Raw genomic sequence first — 20587 nt, forward strand, 5'->3', positions numbered from 1 at the left:
GCGCCTCATTGCGTCAGGTCGATTTCGTAGGTCGCGAGGTTCTTGCCCGTGCCGTCGTCGGCCGCGACCTGCGTGATGCCGGTCAGGCCGGCCGCCGCCGCGTCCGCGAGGCGGTTCGGCGCGGACGCGAACTGCACGTGCGCGACCGAGCTCGCGAGCTTCGTGAAGCGCCAGCTGCGCTGCGCGCCGTCCACCGCGCGGGTGAGCGCGCCGCGCTTCTTGATGTACGCGATCAGCACGTCACGGTTCGCGTCCGGCGACGCGAAGATCGTCTTGCTGCCGTCGAGCCCCGGGAAATTGCCGCCGCCGCTCGCGCGATAGTTGTTGGTCGCGACGATGAACTGCGCGTTCGGATCGAGCGGCGCACCCTTGTACGTCAGGTTGCGGATGCGGTTGCCGGCCGGCTGCGTGACGTCGATCTCGTAGGACAGGTCCGCGGACGTGAACATGTCGAAGTTGTAGCCGGGGAAGCTGCCGACGAGCTTCTGCACGGTCGCCTTCGTCGGGTCGATCGTGTTGAAGCGCTTCGCGGCGGTCTCGAGCCAGTTCTTCACGTCCGCGCCGCTCACCTTCACCGCGTACACGGTGTTCGGGTACAGGTACAGGTCGGCCGCGTTGTTGATCGCGAGCGCGCCCGGCGCGACGTCGGTGAAATCGTTGCCGCCGCCGAAGCCGCTCTTGAACGGCGCGCTGACCGACAGCACCGGCAGCGATGCATACTGCGGCAGGTTGGCCTGCACGTAGGTCTTCACGTAGTCGGCCTGCGCCTCGTTGACGATCTGGATCGCGCCCGGATCGCCGACGTCGGCGAAATACGAGTTCATCCGGTAGTCGGTCGAGCCGATCGGCGTCTTCACGTAGTCGATCGTCGCCTGGTGCTCGGCCGCGATCGCGGCGGACACCGACGGATCGGCGGCGACGTAGGTCTTGTCGGCGTTCTGGATCGGCCGCGCCTCGACGGTCGTCAGCGACTTGTCGACGCTCCACTGCTTGCCGTCGAACGCGAGCCCGAGCTTGATTACGCCGAGGTGCTTGCCCCAGTAGTTCGCCATCACGGTCGGCACGCCGTTGACGGTGCCCTTGACCTTGTCGACACCCGGCAGGTTGAACTGCGGCACGGTGCTCGCCGCATCCGGGAACACCTGGTGCGAGTGGCCGATCAGCATCGCGTCGATGCCGGGTACGGTCGACAGCCACCAGCTGCCGTTTTCCATCGTCGGCGAGTACGGCGAGTTGTCGAGCCCGCCGTGCGAGATCGCGACGACGAGATCCGCGCCTTTCGCGCGCATCTCGGGGATGTACTTCTGGGCCGCTTCCTTCAGGCCGGTGGTGTACACCTTGCCGTCGAGCCAGCGCTTGTCCCAGCTCATGATCGCGGGCGGCGTGAAGCCGATGATGCCGATCTTCACCGGCGCGCTGACGGTGCGGCCGTCCGGCGTCGTCGCGGTGAGCGTGCGCGTGAGGATCGTGTACGGCGTGAAGAGGGGCGCGTTGGTCTTCGCGCTGATCACGTTCGCGAGCACCTGCGGGAATGCGGGGCCCGCGCATTTCTTCTGCTGCGCGGGCGCAGGCATCCCGTTGACCTCGAACGTGTTGCCGGTCACCTGCGACAGGTACGGCAGCCCGTAGTTGAATTCGTGGTTGCCGATCCCGCCGCCGTCGAACTTCGCCGCGTTCATCACCTTGTAGATCGCGAGCGTCTTGTCGCAGCCGATCGGGTTCACGAGCGCCTGGTAGTCGGACAGCGCGGTGCCCTGGATCGTGTCGCCGTTGTCGAGCAGCAGCGTGTTCGGATACTGCGTGCGCGCCTGCGCGATCAGCGTCGCCACGCGTTCGAAGCCGAGCGAGTTGTCGGCCGCGAGCTTGAAATAGTCATACGACAGCACGTTCGTGTGCAGGTCGGTCGTCTCGAGCACGGCGAGGGTCGCCTTCGTGCCGGCGGGGGCTTGCGCCTGCGCCTGCGAGGACGGCGGGGCGGTCACGTCGTCGCCGTTGCAGGCGGCGAGGAACGCGAGGCTCGCGAGCGCGGCGGCGGCCGGCGCGCGATGGCGGGGAAACGGGGGGAGACGCATCGGTTGTCCTGTTCGGTGTTCTGTTGTCGTGATTCGTCGTAACTCGTGTTGATTCGCACTGAAGACGGCGCATGCGCCGACGGCCTGCGGTGCGGCGCGTGAGAGTATCGAAAGGAAACGTGACGTAATAATGAAAGGATTTAGACGGCTTTCCGGAAGGTGGGCGGCGGGCCGGTACCGCTGAATGGCTTGCCGGCAGCGCGAGCGCCCGCCGCTCCGACCCCGGCGGAAATCCTCACGTCGCGGCGGCGGACGGTTCGCTACAATGGCCGTTGTCATTCATTTGCAAACAAGCCGCCTTGGATTTCGACACTCCTCCCGGCCTGTCGGTCGATGCCGGCGGCCAGGGTCCGACCGTGCGCCTGTACGGACAATGGACTGCGCTCGCGCTGGCGCGCAACCGCGGCGCCGTCGCGCGCCGCGTCGCGGGTCTCGCGACCGAGCGCGTGCGCGAATGGGACCTGTCCGGCATCGAACGGCTCGATCACGTCGGCGGCCAGGCGCTGTGGCGCGTGTGGGGCCGCCAGCTGCCGGCCGGCGTCGCGCTCACCGACACGCAGCGCACGATCTTCGAGCGCATCGAGCGGCTCGACAGCCAGCGCGAGGCCCCGGAGCGCGTCGCGCGCATCGATCCCGTCACGCGCCTCGGCCGCGCGATCTTCACGTTCGCCGAGCACCTGCAGGGCGGCGTCGCGATGTTCGGCCGCGTGATCCTCGACGCGCTGTCCGTGCTGCGCCGGCCGCAGACGATGCCGTGGAAGGAAACCTCGGCGAACATCTACAGCGCGGGCGCGCAGGCGCTGCCGATTACCGCGCTCGTCGCGTTCCTGATCGGCATCGTGCTCAGCTACCTGTCCGCGCAGCAGCTGCAGATGTTCGGCGCGAACCGCTACATCGTGAACATCCTCGGCCTGTCGGTGATCCGCGAGCTCGGGCCCGTGCTGTCGGCGATCCTCGTCGCCGGCCGGTCGGGCTCGGCGATCACCGCGCAGATCGGCGTGATGCGCGTGACCGAGGAGCTCGACGCGATGCGCGTGATGGGCATCCCGCACGGGCTGCGGCTGATCCTGCCGCGCGTGCTCGCGCTCGGCGTCGCGATGCCGCTCCTCGTGATGTGGACCAACATCATCGCGCTCACGGGCGGCGCGCTCGCCGCGAAGCTCGCGCTCGGCATCGATTTCAGCTTCTTCGTGCGCTCGCTGCCGGGCGTCGTGCCGATCGCGAACCTGTACATCGGGCTCGGCAAGGGCGTGGTGTTCGGCATGCTGATCGCGCTCGTCGCGTGCCATTTCGGCTTCCGCATCAAGGCGAACTCGCAGAGCCTCGGCGAAGGCACGACGACGTCGGTCGTCACGTCGATCACGGTCGTGATCCTCGCGGACGCGGTGTTCGCGATGCTGTTCCAGAACGTGGGGCTGGGATGAATACGACGTATCAACGGGCAGCCCATGCAGCGGCAACCGATGCGGCGACGAGCGGCGCGCCGTCGCCGGGCGCGCGCGCGGCCGACGAGCTCGTGATCGAGGTGCGCAACCTGACGAAGCGCTACGGGCGCAACATCGTCCACCAGAAGCTCGATTTCGACGTGCGGCGCGGCGAGATCGTGTCGATCGTCGGCGGCTCGGGCTCGGGCAAGACGACGCTCGTGCGGCAGATCCTCGGCCTCGAGCGGCCGACGTCCGGCACGATCAAGGTGTTCGGCGAGGACACGTCGAAGATCGACGCCGCGACCGCGCGCACCATGCGCACCCGGTCGGGGATGCTGTTCCAGCAGGGCGCGCTGTTCTCGTCGATGACGGTGTTCGACAACGTCGCGCAGCCGCTGCGCGAGCTCGGCCGCGTGCCGCCCGACCTGCTGAACGACATCGTGATGCTGAAGCTCGAGATGGTCGGGCTGCCGTGCAAGCATGCGTCGAAGATGCCGGCCGCGCTGTCGGGCGGGATGGTGAAGCGGGTCGGCATCGCGCGCGCGATCGCGCTCGAGCCGGAGCTGCTGTTCCTCGACGAGCCGACGGCGGGGCTCGATCCGCAGGCGTCCGAGGAGTTCGTCGACCTGATCGCGACGCTGCACCGCACGCTCGGGCTGACTGTCGTGATGGTGACGCACGATCTCGACACGATGGTCGCGCTGTCGACGCGCGTCGCGGTGCTCGCCGACCGCAAGGTGCTCGTCGCCGCGCCGGTCGAGGAGGCCGCGAACGTCGACCATCCGTTCATCCACGAATATTTTCTGGGGCTGCGCGGACGGCGCGCACTGCAGGCGCTGCCGCCCGAGCGGCGCGCGAAGCTGCCGCCGGCAGCCCTCGAACCCGCGCCGTCGAACCCCGAGCTGTAGCCTGAAGGAACCCGCGAATGGAAAACAAATCGCATGCATTCTGGGCCGGCCTGTTCACGATCGCGCTGACGCTCGTGATCGCGGGCACGGTGTTCTGGTTCAACGTCGACCGCACCGTGCGCATTCCGTACGACCTGATCGCGCGCACCAACGTCACGGGCCTGTTCCCGGACGCGGCGGTGCGCTTTCGCGGCCTCGACGTCGGCAAGGTGCAGGCGATCGGCTTCGACCGCGCGCATCCGGGCCAGATCCGGATCCGGATCATGGTCGACAAGGATGCGCCGATCACGCAGTCGACGTTCGGCAGCCTCGGCTTCCAGGGCGTGACGGGCATCGCGTTTGTGCAGCTCGACGACACGGGGCGCGACCTGTCACCGCTGCCGTCGTCGCCGAAAGCGATCGCGCAGATCCCGATGCACCCGAGCCTGTTCGACCAGATCCAGCAGCGCGGCGACGTGCTGCTGCGGCAGCTCGAACTCGCCGCGAAGAACGCGAACGAGCTGATGTCGCCGGAAGTGCGCGACCAGCTGCTCGCGACGGCGGCAAGCCTGCAGCACGCGGCGGACGGCGTGACGACGCTGTCGAAGCAGCTCGGGCCGGCGGTCGCGGCGCTGCCGCAGACGATGCACGAGGTGAACCGCACGATGGCGTCGGCGAACACGCTGCTGCAGCCGAACGGCCCGCTCGTCGCGAACCTGGACAAGGCCGGCACCGCGGCCCAGCAGATCGGCGTCGCGCTGAACGACCTGAACGCGCGCGTGCAGTACGACACGCTGCCGCGCTTCAACGCGCTCGCCGGCAGCGTCGGCGACGCGTCGCGGCAGTTGAAGGACGTCGCCGGTGAACTCGGCCGCAACCCGCGCAGTCTGCTGTTCGGTTCCCCGGGCGCATCGCCGGGGCCGGGCGAAACCGGCTTCGTCTGGCCGAACGCCGCGGCCGGCCACTGACCTTCGAATCGAGATTTTTCATGCAGGAACACGTCATGTCCCGAATCCTTGCCCGCGCGCTGCGCCCGGCCGCAGCCGCGTTTGCGGTGCTGGCGCTCACGCTTGCGGCCGGCTGCGCGAGCGAGCGCGCCGCGCTGTCGAACATCCGCTACGACCTCGGCCCGGCCGCGCCGGTCGCGACCGCCGGCACGGCCCCCGCGCTGAAGGTGCTCGACGTCGCCGCGCCGGACGCGCTCGATTCGGACAAGTTCGTCTACCGGCTCGCGTACGCGGATGCGCAGCGCACCGCCGTGTACCGCGACAGCCGCTGGACCGCGCCGCCCGCGCAGTTGCTGACGCTGCGTCTGCGCGGCGCGCTGTCGTCGCGCGGCGCGGTGCTCGAAGGCTCAGACGGCGTGCGTGCGCCGACGCTCAAGATCGACCTGAGCGAATTCGAGCAGGTGTTCGACGGCGAGTCGCAAAGCCACGGCGCCGTCACCGCGCGTGCGACGCTCACGCAGGACGGCAAGGTGCTCGGCCAGCGCACGTTCATTGCGCGTGCGCCGTCGAGCACGCCCGACGCGGCCGGCGGCGCACGTGCGCTCGCGATGGCGAGCGACGACCTCGTCGCGCAGATCGCCGCATGGGTCGGCATGCAGGCGTACGCGGGCACGCCGTAATGCGCGTGCCGCGTCCGCGATGAGCGTGCCCGGCTCGCCTCGCGCGTCGGCGCTTGCGCGGCAGGCATTCGCCGCGTATGCGGCGCTCGTCGTCTACGCGTCGCTGTATCCGTTCGAAGGCTGGACCGCGCTCGGCATCGGCCCGTTCGACTATCTGTTCGCGCCGATGCAGCGCTACGTGACCGCGTTCGATGTCGTCACGAACGTGCTCGGCTACCTGCCGTTCGGCGGCCTTGCGGTGCTGGCGCTCCATCCGCGCTGGCGCGGCGTCGGCGCGACGCTGATCGCCGGCGTGCTCGGCACGCTGCTGTCGGGGTCGATGGAGGCGCTGCAAACCTACTTGCCGACGCGCGTCGCGTCGAATCTCGATCTCGCGGCCAACGCGCTCGGCGCGTTGCTCGGTGCGGCGCTCGTCGCGCCGGCAACGGGTGCGCTGCTCGATCGCGGTGCGCTCCGGCGGCTGCGCTTCGCATGGTTCGAGCCGGACGGCGCGACGCCGCTGCTGCTCGCCGCGCTGTGGCCGTTCGCGATCCTCTTTCCTTCGCCGTTCCTGTTCGGCATCGGCGACTGGCCGGCCGAGCTGTGGGAGCGCGCGGACGCGTCGATGCAGGATGCGCTGCTCGCGTGGCTGCCGGCGGCGTGGCAGGTTTCCGCGTGGCCCGAGCGCGTCGACGGCTGGCTGTCCGATTCCGGATGGGAGGCCGTGCTCGGCGCGCTGATGCTGTTCGCGGCGCTCGCGATCGCGTCGCTCGCGATCCGGCCGCGCGCGCCGCGCGTGCGGCTCCTGATCGCGCTCGTCGGCGCGACGCTCGTGCTGAAGGCCGGCGCGACCTACATGCAGTCGGCCACCGGGCTCGTCATCGTGTGGGCGACGCCCGGCGCGCGGCTCGGCATCGCGCTCGGCTTTGCGGCGGCGCTCGTCGCGCTGCGCGCGCCCGAAACGTGGCGCGCGGCACTCGCCGCCGCCGCGCTCGTCGCGGGTGTCGCACTCGTGAACCTGCTGCCCGTCAATCCGTTCTTCGACTTCACGCTCGCGGGCTGGCGGCAGGGCCGCTACGTGCACTTCAACAGCCTCGCGCGCTGGCTCGCGTGGATCTGGCCCTATGCGGCGCTGATCTGGCTCGGTCTGCGCATCGAGCGCGCGTGGCTGCCGGCCGCATCGCGCCGCTGACGGGCAGGGAGCCGGGCAGCGGGGCGGGCAGCCTGGCGGGCAACAGCGCGCGCCGCTCGCTATAATCGTCCGCACCATTCACCTGCCACCGCCGGTCCGGCATTGCCGCCTGGCCGCTTGCCGTCACCCATCATGGAATCCTACTACCAGCACCACGTCTTCTTCTGCCTGAACCAGCGCGAGCCCGGCGCCGAACGTCCGAGCTGCGCGCAATGCGACGCGCAGACCATGCAGGAATACGCGAAAAAACGCGTGAAGGAGCTCGGCCTCGCGGGGCCCGGCAAGGTTCGCATCAACAAGGCGGGCTGCCTCGACCGCTGCGAGGAAGGGCCCGTGATGGTCGTCTATCCGGAAGGCACCTGGTACACGTACGTCGACCAGGCCGACATCGACGAGATCGTCGAATCGCACCTGCGCGACGGCAAGGTCGTCGAACGCCTGAAGATCTGAGCGAGCCGGCCCGAATGAACATCCATACGCAGAAATCCCTGATCGCCGGCCCGGTCGGGCAGATCGAGATCGCCGTCGACGTGCCGGACCCGGTGCGCGAAGGCAGCGCCGCGCCGCGCGGCATCGCGCTCGTCGCGCATCCGCATCCGCTGTTCGGCGGCACGATGGACAACAAGGTCGCGCAGACGCTCGCGCGCACGCTCGTCCAGCTCAACTACGTCGTCTACCGGTCGAACTTCCGCGGCGTCGGCGCGACCGAAGGCGTGCACGACAACGGCACGGGCGAGGCCGACGACCTGCTCGCGGTGCTCGCGCACATGCGCGCGCAGCCCGGCTATGCGGACCTGCCGCTCGTGCTGGCCGGCTTCTCGTTCGGCACCTTCGTGCTGTCGCATGTCGCGAAGCGGCTGCGCGACGCGGGCGCGGCGATCGAGCGGATGGTGTTCGTCGGCACGGCCGCGAGCCGCTGGGAGGTCGCCGACGTGCCGGAGAACACGCTCGTGATCCACGGCGAGACCGACGACACCGTGCCGATCGCGTCCGTCTACGACTGGGCGCGGCCGCAGGAGCTGCCGGTGGTCGTGATCCCCGGCGCCGAGCATTTCTTCCATCGCAAGCTGCATGTGCTGAAGCGCGTCGTGATCGACGCGTGGCGCTAGTCGGCGTGAACAGGCGCTAGCGCCGCTCCGTTGCGGGGCGGCGCAGCGCCGGTCCGTCTGCAGGGCGTTTCGCCCCTTTTTTCGCGGCGCGCTTGCACGGCGCCTGCGTGCATCTTTCGTCTTCCTTCGATAGGCATCCTGCGCATCCGCGTCGCGTTATGCTCGCGACACCGGCATGCGCACGCGCGGCGGCACGTTCACGAAAACGCCCGCTGCGGCCACGTATAATGGCCGGATTTCGCGTCGCCCGCGGCCCGGCCGGGCCCATGCGGCGCTCGGTTGGCCGTTCGCGCGCACGCGCCGCGCGGGCCGCGAACCGAACGCGTCCGCACGAGTCCAACCGGCGCGTTTCGCATCGCCTGACGCTCAGGCGCATGGCCGGAACGCCCGCCGCCTTGCCATTCAACCGTGCGCGGTCCGCGCCCGTACTTTCTGCCACCAGCCTGAATCGATCATGCGTTTGTCCTCCCAAGGCCTCAAGACCCTCGCTTCTTCCATCACCTTCAGCACCGCCGCGCGCAACGTTGCGCTCGGCGTGATGCTGCCCGTCGCGCTCGCGTCGACGATCGTCGCCGCCGAGGCGAAGCCTGCCGCGAAGGCCAAGGCCGCGCATGCCGCGCCGGCCGCCGCGCCCGAAGCGACCGGCGCCCCCGCGACCTACATGCCGGGTGCGGTGCCGCCGCCGGGCGTCAATGCGCGCTCGTGGGTGCTCGTCGACGCGACGAGCAACACCGTGCTCGCGTCGGGCAATGCGGACGAGCGTGTCGAGCCGGCGTCGCTGACGAAGCTGATGACGGCCTACCTCGTGTTCGAGGCGCTCGACAAGAAGAAGATCTCGATGGAGCAGATCGTCACGCCGAGCGCCGCGGTGCGCCGCGTCGGCCGCGACGAGTCGCGGATGTTCATCGAGGCGGAGAAGCCGGTGTCGGTGCACGACCTCGTCTACGGCATGATCATCCAGTCGGGCAACGACGCGGCGATCGCGCTGGCCGAGCTGGTCGGCGGCAGCGAAGGGCAGTTCGTCAACTTGATGAACGACGAGGCGCAGCGTCTCGGCATGAAGGGCACGCACTTCGCCGACGTCAACGGCATGCCCGACCCGAACCACTACACGACGGCCGGCGACCTCGCGACGCTGTCCGCGCACCTGATCCGCGATTATCCGCAGTACTACAGCATCTTCTCGGAGAAGGAATTCAAGTACAACAACATCAAGCAGCCGAACCGCAACCGTCTGCTGTGGCTCGACCCGAGCGTCGACGGCCTGAAGACGGGCCACACGCAGGCGGCGGGCTTCTGCCTGATCTCGTCGGCGAAGCGTGCGATGCCGGGCACGGCGGATGCGCCGCGCCGTCTCGTGTCGGTGATGATGGGCGAGACGAAGGAAAGCGACCGCGTGCAGGACAGCATGAAGATGCTGAACTACGGCTACAGCGCGTTCGATGCGGTGCGCCTGTTCAAGGGCGGCCAGGCGATCTCGACGCCGCGCCTCTACAAGGGCAAGGAGAACACCGTGCAGGTCGGCGTGCAGGGCGACCAGTGGGTCACCGTGCCGCGCGGCCTCGGCGACAAGGTCAAGCCGGAAGTCGAAGTGAACGCGCCGCTGATCGCGCCGCTCGCACAGGGCCAGCAGGTCGGCAGCGTGAAGATCGTCGCGGACGGCAAGACGCTGTCGCAGTTCCCGGTCGTCGCGCTGCAGGCGGTGCCGGAAGCGGGTATCTTCGGCCGTATCTGGGACTCGATCCTGCTGATGTTCAGCAAGAAGAAGTAAGCGGGCCGAGGCCTTTGTTTCGACGACTTCATCCCCATCTTGTATCGCTATGAGCCAAGCCGAATTCGAACCGATCGTCTACCTGAGCGTCTCGTCGCAAACGGAAATGGTGCCGCTCGCGCAAGCGCGTGTGCCGGTCCTCGACCGCGGCTTCATTTTCGGCGACGGCGTGTATGAAGTCGTGCCCGTCTACGCGCACGACGGCGCGCACGTGCCGTTCCGGATCGCGCAGCATCTCGAGCGGCTCGAGCGCAGCCTGAAGAAGATCGGCATCGCCAATCCGCATGACGACGCGGGCTGGCGCGCGCTGATCGAGCAGATCGTCGACGCGAACGCCGAAGGGCTCGGCGCCGGCGACGCGATTGTCTATATTCAGGTGACGCGGGGCGTCGCGAAACGCGGCCACGCGTTCCCGGCCGACGCGGTGCCGACGGTGTTCATGATGGTGAGCCCGCTGCGCGTGCCGTCCGCGGACGAGCGCGCGAGCGGCGTGCGCTGCGTGACTGCCGAGGACCGTCGCTGGCTGCATTGCGACATCAAGTCGATCTCGCTGCTCGGCAACGTGCTGATGGCGCAACACGCGGTCGAGCACGACGCGTTCGAGACGCTGCAGCTGCGCGACGGCTGCCTGACCGAAGGCTCGTCGTCGAACGTGTGGATCGTGAAGAACGGCGAGCTGCTCGCGCCGCCGCGCAGCAACAGGATCCTCGAGGGGATCCGCTACGCGCTGCTCGAGGAACTGGCCGACGAATGCGGGATTCCGTTCGTCGCGCGCGAAATCAGCGAAGCGGAGCTGCGCGCGGCCGACGAAATCATGATCACGTCGGCGACGAAGGAGGTGCTGCCCGTCACGTCGCTCGACGATCTGCCGGTGCAGGGCGGCAAGCCCGGCCCGGTATTCGCGGCGTTGTACGACGCGTACCAACGCGCGAAAGCGCGCGAGTTTGAACAGTTTGACCTAACCCGGAGAAAGTGATGAGCGAACCGTCCAAAACCGTCGAGCTGACCGGCGCGATCGATACCCGGAAGGAATCGCTGCTGGAGTTCCCGTGCGATTTCCCGATCAAGATCATGGGCAAGGCACACCCGGAGTTCAAGGACACGATCTTCAAGGTCGTGAGCGTCCATGACAACGAAATCGACCTCGAGAAGATCGAGGAGCGCGCATCGAGCGGCGGCAACTACACGGGCCTCACGATCACCGTGCGCGCGACGAGCCAGGAACAGCTCGACAACATCTACCGCGCGCTGACCGGCCATCCGATGGTCAAGGTCGTGCTCTGACCCCTAGGGCCAGAGCAAGCCCGTGATTGGCGTGAACAGGCCCTGATCTCCGTTCCTTTTGCGCTCACGCGGCGGACTTCTCCGCCGCGCGACGCGCGTCCAGCTCGTCGCACAGCAGCTTGAATTCGGCGACTTCCTGCAGGATCCACGTCCTGAATGCTTGCACGCGCGGCGTGCTCAACAGCGGCGGCGGGCACACGAAGAAATAATTCCACGGGCTCAGTCCGTCGATATCGAACAGGCGCACGAGGCGCCCCTGCAGCAGGTCGTGCACTGCGAGCGAGCGCCGTACGAGTGCGATGCCCTGGCCGTCGATCGCGGCCTGCAGCAGGTTCGAAGAATCCTGGTACAGGATCCCGCGCTTCGGCTCGGTCAGCGTGTCGAGGCCCGCCGCGTCGAACCACGGCCGCCACAGCTCGTCGTCCGAGCGCAGCAGGTTGTAGCGGACGAGGTCCGCGGGCGTCTTCGGCAGCACGCCGCCGTTCAGCGTCGGCGCGCAGGCCGGGAAGAACACCTCGTTGAGCAGCGGCTCCACGTAGAGCCCCGGATAGGTGCCGAAACCGAAGCGGATCGCGATGTCGACGTCGTCGCGCGCGAAATCGGTGAGGGCGTTCGTCGACTGCAGCTCGACGTCGATTTCCGGATGCCGTTCGATGAACGAGCCGATGCGCGGCGTCACGAAGCGCGCCGCGAACGACGACAGCATCGAGATCACGAGCCGCCGGTCGCGGTCGCTCGCGCGCACATCGCGCGTCGCGTCGGCGAGCATCATCAGCGCGGTGCGGACCTGCTGCGCATAGCGGTTGCCGGCGTCGGTCAGGCAGAGCCGCTTGCCTTTGCGCGCGAACAGCTGCACGCCGAGCTCCTCCTCGAGCCCGCGCACCTGGTGGCTGACCGCGCCGTGCGTGACGAACAGTTCGTCGGCGGCGCGCGAGAAATTCTCGTGGCGGGCGGCGGCCTCGAACGCCCGAATCGCATTCAGCGGGGGGAGCTGGCGCAGGTCCATTTGCTAATTTTCCTCACATCGACGTGAAAATTGGTCGTTTGGTCGGACGCCCGGCGATGACTACGATTGTAGCCATCGAAGCATTTTTTGGCGGAGCCGATCATGCAAGAAATTTCTTCAAGCGTCACCTTCGAAATCCCCCCTGGCGAAACCGTCCCGATGAAGGTGCAGCGCAGCACGCGGCTGACGGTTCAGTGCGGGCCGGTCTGGGCGACGCGCAGCAACGACGTCGACGACTACTTCCTCGTGGACGGCGAGACGCTGAAGCTGCGCCGCGGCGAGCGGCTGTGGCTGAGCGCGGAGGGCGGGCAGAGCGCGTGCGTCGCGTTCTCGGTCGCGCGGCCGCCGAAGGAAGTCGCGCTGACCAGCCTCTCGCGCCTGCGCGAGCGCGTCGCGGCGCTGTTCCACGATGGCTGGCGCACCGTCTGAGCGCCTCGCAACGGGCCGATCAGCGATCCGTCCCTTTCCGTGCCCGGCGAGACCCATGGGTTTTCGGTAAACTACCGCCCATGTCCGTCTCGCCGGTTTCCATTGTGTCCACGCCTGCCGCCGTTCCCGATTCGCCCGCCGCCCTTTCGGTCCAGCCGGCCCAGCCGGTCACGGTGCGCTGGCGCGGCGTCGAGCCGTACGAGGCGAGCTTCGACGCGATGCGCGCGTTCACCGACACGCGCACGGCCGACACCGGCGACGAGATCTGGGTCGTCGAGCATCCGCCCGTCTACACGCTCGGCCAGGCGGGCGACCCGGCCCACCTGCTGGTGGCCGACAGCGGCGTGCCGCTCGTCAGGGTCGACCGCGGCGGGCAGATCACCTACCACGGCCCCGGCCAGATCGTCGCGTACCTGCTGCTCGACTTGCGCCGGCGCAAGCTGATGGTGCGCACGCTCGTGACGAAGATCGAGGAGGCCGTGATCGAAACCCTCGCGGCGTATAATCTCGCTTCGGTCCGCAAGGCGGGCGCGCCGGGGATCTACGTGGCATCCGGCGTGCACGAAGGCGCGAAGATCGCGGCCCTCGGCCTGAAGATCCGCAACGGCTGCAGCTATCACGGGCTGAGCCTGAACGTGAAAATGGATCTGCGTCCGTTTCTCGCGATCAACCCGTGCGGCTATGCCGGACTGGAAACCGTCGACATGGCGAGCCTCGAGGTTGCCGCCGACTGGAACGACGTCGCCCACACGCTGGTGGGCCGTCTGATTGCCAACCTCGATGGCGAATCCGCGGCCGCCGACAAGCCGCAGGCACTGGAACATTCGAATGACTGACGTTACCGCTTCCCCCGCACCGGCCGACCCGGCCGCGACCCCTGCCTACGATCCGACCGCCAAGCAGAAGGCGCAGGCGAAGACGGCGCGCATCCCGATCAAGGTCGTTCCGATCGAGCGGCTGAAGAAGCCCGAGTGGATCCGCGTGAAGGCGGCCACCGGCAGCTCGCGCTTCAACGAGATCAAGACGATCCTGCGCGAGCACAACCTGCACACCGTGTGCGAGGAAGCGAGCTGCCCGAACATCGGCGAATGCTTCGGCAAGGGCACCGCGACGTTCATGATCATGGGCGACAAGTGCACGCGCCGCTGCCCGTTCTGCGACGTCGGCCACGGCCGCCCCGATCCGCTCGACGCGGACGAGCCGAAGAACCTCGCGCGCACGATCGCCGCGCTGAAGCTCAAGTACGTGGTGATCACGAGCGTCGACCGCGACGACCTGCGCGACGGCGGCGCCGCCCACTTCGTCGAGTGCATCCGCGAAACGCGCGAGCAGTCGCCCGAGACCCGCATCGAGATCCTGACGCCGGACTTCCGCGGCCGCCTCGACCGCGCGATCTCGATCCTGAATGCCGCGCCGCCCGACGTGATGAACCACAACCTCGAAACGGTGCCGCGCCTGTACAAGGAAGCGCGCCCGGGTTCGGACTACGCGCACTCGCTGAAGCTGCTGAAGGACTTCAAGGCGCTGCATCCGAACGTCGCGACGAAGTCGGGCCTGATGGTCGGCCTCGGCGAGACCGAGGAGGAAATCCTGCAGGTGATGCGCGACCTGCGCGCGCACGACGTCGACATGCTGACGATCGGCCAGTACCTGCAGCCGTCCGAGCACCACCTGCCGGTGCGCGCGTACGTGCATCCGGATACCTTCAAGATGTACGAGGAAGAGGCGTACAAGATGGGCTTCACGCACGCGGCCGTCGGCGCGATGGTGCGCTCGAGCTATCACGCCGATTTGCAGGCGCATGGGGCCGGCGTGGTCTGAACGTCTCGCTTCGTCGTCGGACGAGCCTGGAAAAGCCCGCAGTGTGCGGGCTTTTTTTCATCTTTCAAACTTCATTTGGCCATTCGGCAACGGAAATGACCGCAGCCCCAACGCAGGCAGCGTCATTGCACCGGTTGTGTCGACACTGTAGTCGTACAGGCCGTTGCCCGCAGTGCCGGTCTGATTGTCGTCGCCGTGTTCCGGCGGCGCGTTGACCAGATGCAAGGTCAACTCGAACGTCGCGGCGTCCCGGCGATTGCCGCTCGAAGTAAATACGCTCAGCGGCAACTGTCCCGAGACCGTCACGGATTCCGGCCATCGGCTGCCGTCGGCCGCCCCGACTGAAAGATCACATCGCCGTGAAGCGCCGTAAGCGAAGACGGGCGAGCGTTTGCAACGATCAAAGCGATAGACGACGACCGAAGCTGCGGCATTGGATGCATTCTTGAAGTCTGTCGTACCAAAGGTCGAGATGGTGACGGCTGTCTGAGTCACGCCGCACGAATCGAGAACCGTGCCATACGCGGTTGCGGAGACCCGGCTGAATGAGGGCTGGCTCGCCTGCGAATCTGCGCGAAGGGATGAAGTCAGAAGCGTGATGGCAAACGCTGCTGGAACCAGCCGACCCAACGCATGTTTGATCCTGGCGCGCAGACTGGCCAGATGAGGACTTATCACGAGACACGCCTCCGGTTTCGCTCTTCTGCCGGCGGATTGGCTTGCCCGGGTGCCAATCGACCATCCGACGAGCGCCGCGACGGTCAGGCATGGCTCAGGACATCCGCATTCCGGGGTATCGCAACGTTCGTCCGCGAGCGGACGAGCGCGAGACACGAGCTTCCGGGGCGCTGCATATATCGGGCCGGGCCAGCAAAAATGCCGCTCTCGGCCCGCCGGTGGTGCGTCCGGCGGCGACGCGGCCGGCGGAATGTTGCGAATTTGATTCGTGATGTCGCTCGACCAGGCTACGTCCTGGCAGAAGGGGCGCCCGGACCCGCGCCTGGTGTGTGTCCAGGGGGGGCGGGCGGATTGATTCATCGTCGACACATGCCGTTCCGCCAGAGGCGGCTTGCGCACGACAATTGCCACCCGACCGGACGCGCGATCCAATCCGGCGTGGAAAGCAAAGCTGAAACGGCGTCGATAGCTTCGCAGGATAAGTTCGCTCCCGCCGCGCGCAAACCTCCTATAGTCGGCTCTCCCGCAGCAAGGCCCGCATTCCGAAGGAGAGCCGCATGTCCCGTTTCAGCTTCATCCGCCGCGCGGTCGTCGCGCTGACCGCCTTTGCCGCGCTCGGCGCGGCGCACGCCGAATCGCGCGAAGTCGTGATCGCGTACCAGGACATGGTCGTGCCGTGGCGCTACGCGCAGGCGAGCGGTGAAGTCGAGAAGGCGACCGGCTACAAGGTCACGTTCCGCAAGCTCGACAGCGGCGCGGACGTGATCCGCGCGCTCGCGTCGGGCTCGGTGCAGCTCGGCGAGGCGGGCTCGAGCCCGATCGCGGCCGGCCTGTCGCAGGGGCTCGACATCTCGCTGTTCTGGGTGCTCGACAACATCAACGACGCCGAGGCCCTCGTCGCGCGCAACGGTTCGGGCGTGACGAGCGTCGCGGGGCTGAAGGGCAAGAAGATCGGCGTGCCGTTCGTGTCGACGTCGCACTTCCATACGCTCGTCGCGCTGCAGGCCGCGGGCGTCAATCCGAACGACGTGAAGATCGTCAACCTGCGTCCGCCCGAAGTCGCGGCTGCATGGACGCGCGGCGACATCGACGCGACCTACATCTGGGATCCCGTGCTCGCGAAGGTCAAGCAGTCGGGCACGGTGCTGACGACGTCGGGGCAGGTCGCGAAGCAAAGCGGCAAGGCGACGTTCGACGGCTTCGTCGTGAGCCGCAAGTTCGCGCGCGACAACCCCGAGTTCGTCACGCGCTTCGTGAAGGTGCTCGCCGCCGCCGACGCCGATTACCGCGCGCACGCCGCCGCATGGACGGTCGGTACGGCGCAGGTCGCGGCCATCGCGAAGGTGTCCGGCGCGAACGCGCAGGACGTGCCGGCGAGCCTCGCGCTCTACGCGTTCCCGACGCCGGCCGAGCAGGCATCGCCGACGTGGCTCGGCGGCGGCGCGCAATCGGGCGCCGCGAAGTCGCTCGCTGCGACGGCCGCGTTCCTGAAGACGCAGGGCACGATCCAGACGGTGCTCGCCGACTACTCGGTCGGCGTCGATCCGCAGTTCGTGCAGAAGGCCGCGCGCTGAGCGCGGCGACGCATGGCGGAGGACGACATGAGCACGCTGGAAGTCCGTCAGGTATCGGTCGCCTATCCGGGCGAGCGCCGGCGTCCGACGACGCAGGCGCTCGCGCAGGTCGACCTGACGCTCGAATCGGGTGAATTCGTCGTCGCGCTCGGCGCGTCCGGCTGCGGCAAGACGACCTTGCTGAACTGCATGGCCGGCTTCGTCGCGCCGACGACCGGCGACGTGCGGGTCGACGGCGTGCCCGTGACGGGCCCCGGCGCGGATCGCGGCGTCGTGTTCCAGAAGTACGCGCTGCTGCCGTGGCTCGACGTGCTCGACAACGTCGCGCTCGGGCTGCGTTTCGCGCGTGTGCCCAAGGCCGAGCGCACGCAACGCGCGCGCGAGATGCTCGCGCTCGTCGGGCTCGAGCGCCATGCGCATGCGCGCACGTACGAGCTGTCGGGCGGGATGCAGCAACGCGTCGGCATCGCACGCGCGCTCGCGAGCGATCCGCACGTGCTGCTGATGGACGAGCCGATGGGCGCGCTCGACGCGATGACGCGCGGCACGATGCAGGCGCTCGTGCTCGACGTATGGGCGCGCACGGGCAAGACGGTGTTCTTCATCACGCATGACGTCGAGGAGGCGCTGTTCCTCGCGACGCGTCTCGTCGTGATGACGCCGGGCCCCGGCCGGATCGCGGAGACTTTCGACTTGCCGTTCGCGCGCCGCTACGTCGAATCGCGCGATGCGCGCGTGGTGAAGTCGTCACCCGATTTCATCGCGTGGCGCGAACGGCTGATCGCGTATCTGCATCGCGACGAAGCCGTCGGGGAAGCCGCGTGACGCGCGAGCTGGCGCGGCAGGGCGCGTCCGTCGGGCGCGGTCGGATCAGCATTTTGCACAGGCAGGACAGCATGAGCACGCAGGATTCGTGGGCGGCCGATCGCGCGGCCGCGGGTTTCGAGCAGGGCGATCGCACGACGCGGCGTCAGGGGGCAGCGCACTCCGCGCGCGCATCGCACCCTTCGCTCCCATCGCGCCGCTACCGGTTGCCGGGGCAGGGGAAGACGGCGGGGCTGAGCGCGGCGACGGTCGCGGCGCTGGTCGTGCTGTGGTGGGTCGCGACGCATCGGCAGTGGCTGCCGCCGCTGTTCCTGCCCGCGCCGGAAGCCGTCTGGGCGGCGTTCGTCGACGCGTGGCACGGCCGCATCCAGGGTGGCCTGCCGCTGTCCGAGCATCTGCTGTGGAGCGCTGCGCGCGTGTTCGGCGCATTCCTGCTCGCGACCGCGATCGGCGTGCCGGCCGGCATCCTGATGGGCGTGAGCCGCGTCGCGCGCGGCGTGCTCGATCCGCTGCTGGAGTTCTACCGGCCGCTGCCGCCGCTCGCGTACCTGCCGCTCGTCGTGATCTGGTTCGGCATCGACGAGACGGCGAAGCTCGTCGTGATTTTCCTCGCATGCTTCGCGCCGATCGCGATGGCCGCGCGCGCCGGCGTGCGCGCGGCGACGGTCGAGCAGATCAACGCCGCGTATTCGCTCGGCGGCAGCTTCGCGCAGATCGTACGGCACGTCGTGCTGCCGGCCGCGCTGCCGGAGATCCTGACGGGCCTGCGGATCGCGATCGGCTTCGGCTGGACGACGCTCGTCGCGGCCGAGATGGTCGCCGCGACGGCCGGGCTCGGGCAGATGGTGCTCAACGCGTCGAGCTTCCTCCGCACGGACATCGTCGTGATGGGGATCCTGATCATCGGCGCGATTGCGTGGCTGTTCGATCTCGGGATGCGCTGGGTCGAGCGGCGGGTCGTGCCGTGGAAGGGGCGGGGGTGAGCCGGAGCGGCCGCCCGCTCAATCCCCCATCGCAATCCCTTCGCGCCGCGGATCCGCGCCGCCGAACCAGACCGTGCGGCCCTCGACGTTCAGCCGCTGGATCCCCTGCAGTCCGGAGTTCATCTCGACGACCTGCACGTCGTGTCCGCGGCTCTTCAACGCATCGACGAGCGTATCCGACACGCGGCCGCGCTCGAGCTGCGTCGGCCCGTTCATCGAGCCGAAATTCGGCAGCGCGATCGCCTGCTGCATCGTCATCCCCCAGTCGAGCACGCCGATCAGCGTCTTCGCAACGTGGTTGATGATTGCCGGCCCGCCCGCGGAGCCGACGATCATCGTGACCTGCTTCGTCTTCTTGTCGAACACGAGCTCCGGCGCCATCGCCGAGCGCGGCCGCTTGCCGGGCTGCACGCGGTTCGCGACCGGCCGGCCGTTCTCGCTCGATACGAACGAGAAGTCGGTGAGCTGGTTGTTCAGCAGGAAGCCGCGCACCATCATCCGCGAGCCGAACGCATCCTCGACGCTCGTCGTCATCGACAGCGCCTGGCCGTAGCGGTCGACGATCGCGATGTCGGATGTCGACGGCAGCTCGGGGCTGCGGTCGTCGGCCATCACGGCCGTCGCCCCCTGCGGCATGCCGGCCTGCGCGGTGCCCATGCTGCCGTTGCCGATCAGGTGCGCGCGCTGCGCGAGATAGGTTTTGTCGGTGAGGCTCGCCCAGTTGCCGCCCGGCAGCGGCACGTAGTCCGGATCGGCGACATAGCGCGCGCGGTCCGCGTACGCGAGGCGGCCCGCCTCGCTGAACACGTGCGCGGCGAACGGCGTCGGCTCGAAGCCGACGTCGTTGCGCACAGGCTTCTGCGCACCGATTTGCTGCCAGTCGGGCATCGCGTCGAGGATGCCGAGCATCTGCGCGATCGCGAGGCCGCCCGACGACGGCGGCGGCATCCCGCAGACGACCGAGCGCCGGTAGTCGGTGCACAGCGGCTCGCGCACCTTCGCCTTGTAGTGCGCAAGATCCTGCAGCGACAGCAGGCCCGGGTTGGTCGGGTGCTTGCGCACCTTCGCGACGATGTCGCGCGCGATCGCGCCCGAGTAGAACGCGTTCGCGCCGTGGTCCGCGACCTGGCGCAGCACGACCGCGAGCGGCGGGTTCTTCAGGATCGTGCCGGCCGGCTTCGGCGTGCCGTCCTTGTTGTAGAAGTACGCGCGCGCGACGGGATCCTTCATCAGGTACGGGTCGTTCGCGATCAGCATCGCGAGCCGCGGGCTGATCGTGAAGCCGTGCTCGGCCAGCCGGATCGCCGGCTGGAACAGCCGCCGCCACGGCAGCTTGCCGTGCGCGCGGTGGGCCATGTCGAGCATCCGCAGCACGCCCGGCGTGCCGACCGAGCGTCCGCCGACGACACCTTCGTAGAAGCTCATCGGCTGGCCGGTCGGGCCGTAGAACAGGCGCTCGGTCGCGGCGGCCGGTGCGGTCTCGCGGCCGTCGTACGCCTGCGTCGCCTTGCCGTCGAAGTACAGCATGAACGCGCCGCCGCCGAGGCCCGACGATTGCGGCTCGACGAGCGCGAGCACCATCTGCGTCGCGATCGCCGCGTCGATCGCGGTGCCGCCCGCCTTCAGCATCTCGTAGCCGGCCTGCGCCGCGAGCGGGTTCGCGGCGGCGATCATGTAGCGCTGCGCGGTCCAGCCCGGCTTGTCGGTCCAGCCCGACGACAGTTCGGGCGCATGCACGGCCGGCGCGAGCGTGCCGGAAGCGGCGGCCGGCGCGGCGGCCGCCGCGCCCGCGAGCGGGGCGGGGGACGTGCAGGCGGCATTGAACGCGACGAGTGCAGCGGCGGCGAACAACGCCCACGAACGCGGGCGCGGACGAATCCGGTCGGACATTGAACCCTCGGCAGCAGTGAATATGAAATGGAG

20 protein-coding genes are annotated in these 20587 nt (G+C 68.6%); 16 read left to right on the top strand and 4 right to left on the bottom strand.

Annotated features, from left to right (window positions below):
* Positions 1–5: 5 nt before the first annotated feature.
* Entirely contained in the window at positions 6–2072 is a 2067-nt protein-coding gene (locus tag ACV229_RS14660; RefSeq protein WP_448083840.1) for a bifunctional 2',3'-cyclic-nucleotide 2'-phosphodiesterase/3'-nucleotidase, read from the bottom strand.
* A 299-nt stretch (positions 2073–2371) separates the two neighbouring features.
* On the opposite strand from ACV229_RS14660, the gene ACV229_RS14665 reads away from it, so the two are divergent.
* The 10 genes from ACV229_RS14665 to ACV229_RS14710 all read left to right on the top strand — a co-directional run bounded on the left by ACV229_RS14665 (position 2372) and on the right by ACV229_RS14710 (position 11348).
* On the top strand, positions 2372–3496 hold the full coding sequence (locus ACV229_RS14665; protein WP_448083841.1) for an MlaE family ABC transporter permease: 1125 nt from the start codon (positions 2372–2374) through the stop codon (positions 3494–3496).
* On the top strand, positions 3493–4407 hold the full coding sequence (locus ACV229_RS14670) for an ABC transporter ATP-binding protein (RefSeq protein WP_448083842.1): 915 nt from the start codon (positions 3493–3495) through the stop codon (positions 4405–4407). The genes ACV229_RS14665 and ACV229_RS14670 overlap by 4 nt, the downstream gene beginning before the upstream one ends.
* Before the next feature lie 17 nt (positions 4408–4424).
* Positions 4425–5354 (top strand): MlaD family protein, encoded by a 930-nt coding sequence (locus ACV229_RS14675; protein WP_448083843.1) that lies wholly within the window; start codon positions 4425–4427, stop codon positions 5352–5354.
* A 20-nt stretch (positions 5355–5374) separates the two neighbouring features.
* Complete coding sequence (locus ACV229_RS14680; RefSeq protein WP_448083844.1) at positions 5375–6013, top strand: ABC-type transport auxiliary lipoprotein family protein; 639 nt, start codon at positions 5375–5377, stop codon at positions 6011–6013.
* Positions 6014–6032: 19 nt separating this feature from the next.
* Positions 6033–7184: a VanZ family protein gene (locus tag ACV229_RS14685; protein WP_448083845.1), complete on the top strand. Its 1152-nt coding sequence runs from the start codon at positions 6033–6035 to the stop codon at positions 7182–7184.
* A gap of 132 nt (positions 7185–7316) precedes the next feature.
* Positions 7317–7634 carry a (2Fe-2S) ferredoxin domain-containing protein gene (locus tag ACV229_RS14690; protein ID WP_448083846.1) on the top strand — a complete coding sequence of 106 codons (318 nt, stop codon included), beginning with the start codon at positions 7317–7319 and terminating at the stop codon, positions 7632–7634.
* Positions 7635–7648: 14 nt separating this feature from the next.
* Positions 7649–8293, top strand: a complete 645-nt coding sequence (locus tag ACV229_RS14695) for an alpha/beta hydrolase (protein WP_448083847.1) — start codon at positions 7649–7651, stop codon at positions 8291–8293.
* 454 nt (positions 8294–8747) lie between these two features.
* Positions 8748–10064: a D-alanyl-D-alanine carboxypeptidase family protein gene (locus ACV229_RS14700; protein WP_448083848.1), complete on the top strand. Its 1317-nt coding sequence runs from the start codon at positions 8748–8750 to the stop codon at positions 10062–10064.
* 49 nt (positions 10065–10113) lie between these two features.
* Entirely contained in the window at positions 10114–11040 is a 927-nt protein-coding gene (locus ACV229_RS14705) for a D-amino acid aminotransferase (protein WP_448083849.1), read from the top strand.
* Positions 11040–11348, top strand: a complete 309-nt coding sequence (locus tag ACV229_RS14710) for an HP0495 family protein (RefSeq protein WP_010090550.1) — start codon at positions 11040–11042, stop codon at positions 11346–11348. The genes ACV229_RS14705 and ACV229_RS14710 overlap by 1 nt, the downstream gene beginning before the upstream one ends.
* Before the next feature lie 64 nt (positions 11349–11412).
* Here ACV229_RS14710 and ACV229_RS14715 read toward each other — a convergent pair whose 3' ends face one another.
* Positions 11413–12354 carry a transcriptional regulator GcvA gene (locus ACV229_RS14715; RefSeq protein ID WP_448083850.1) on the bottom strand — a complete coding sequence of 314 codons (942 nt, stop codon included), beginning with the start codon at positions 12352–12354 and terminating at the stop codon, positions 11413–11415.
* Positions 12355–12456: 102 nt separating this feature from the next.
* Between ACV229_RS14715 and ACV229_RS14720 the strand changes: the two genes are divergently transcribed.
* The 3 genes from ACV229_RS14720 (at position 12457) to lipA (ending at position 14604) form a co-directional block, all read left to right on the top strand.
* Positions 12457–12783 carry a DUF2917 domain-containing protein gene (locus ACV229_RS14720; RefSeq protein WP_448083851.1) on the top strand — a complete coding sequence of 109 codons (327 nt, stop codon included), beginning with the start codon at positions 12457–12459 and terminating at the stop codon, positions 12781–12783.
* Positions 12784–12863: 80 nt separating this feature from the next.
* Entirely contained in the window at positions 12864–13619 is a 756-nt protein-coding gene (gene lipB / locus ACV229_RS14725; protein ID WP_448083852.1) for a lipoyl(octanoyl) transferase LipB, read from the top strand.
* A complete protein-coding gene (lipA, locus tag ACV229_RS14730; RefSeq protein WP_448083853.1) occupies positions 13612–14604 on the top strand; it encodes a lipoyl synthase in 993 nt (330 codons plus the stop codon). The genes lipB and lipA overlap by 8 nt, the downstream gene beginning before the upstream one ends.
* 57 nt (positions 14605–14661) lie before the next feature.
* Here the strand turns inward: lipA and ACV229_RS14735 are convergent, their stop codons facing one another.
* Positions 14662–15282 (bottom strand): hypothetical protein, encoded by a 621-nt coding sequence (locus tag ACV229_RS14735; RefSeq protein ID WP_448083854.1) that lies wholly within the window; start codon positions 15280–15282, stop codon positions 14662–14664.
* Positions 15283–15839: 557 nt separating this feature from the next.
* Between ACV229_RS14735 and tauA the strand changes: the two genes are divergently transcribed.
* Genes tauA through ACV229_RS14750 form a run of 3 tightly spaced genes read left to right on the top strand, consistent with a single transcriptional unit; the run spans position 15840 to position 18664 of the window.
* Entirely contained in the window at positions 15840–16856 is a 1017-nt protein-coding gene (tauA, locus tag ACV229_RS14740; protein WP_448083855.1) for a taurine ABC transporter substrate-binding protein, read from the top strand.
* Positions 16857–16883: 27 nt separating this feature from the next.
* Complete coding sequence (locus ACV229_RS14745; protein WP_448083856.1) at positions 16884–17681, top strand: taurine ABC transporter ATP-binding protein; 798 nt, start codon at positions 16884–16886, stop codon at positions 17679–17681.
* Positions 17678–18664, top strand: coding sequence for an ABC transporter permease subunit (locus tag ACV229_RS14750; RefSeq protein WP_448083857.1), 987 nt, complete (start codon positions 17678–17680; stop codon positions 18662–18664). The genes ACV229_RS14745 and ACV229_RS14750 overlap by 4 nt, the downstream gene beginning before the upstream one ends.
* Before the next feature lie 18 nt (positions 18665–18682).
* Here ACV229_RS14750 and ggt read toward each other — a convergent pair whose 3' ends face one another.
* The gene (gene ggt, locus ACV229_RS14755; protein ID WP_448083858.1) at positions 18683–20554 is read right to left on the bottom strand and encodes a gamma-glutamyltransferase; all 1872 of its coding nucleotides are present in this window, start codon (positions 20552–20554) and stop codon (positions 18683–18685) included.
* Between the last annotated feature and the right edge of the window lie 33 nt (positions 20555–20587).

This window comes from Burkholderia sp. MR1-5-21 (genome assembly GCF_053427715.1).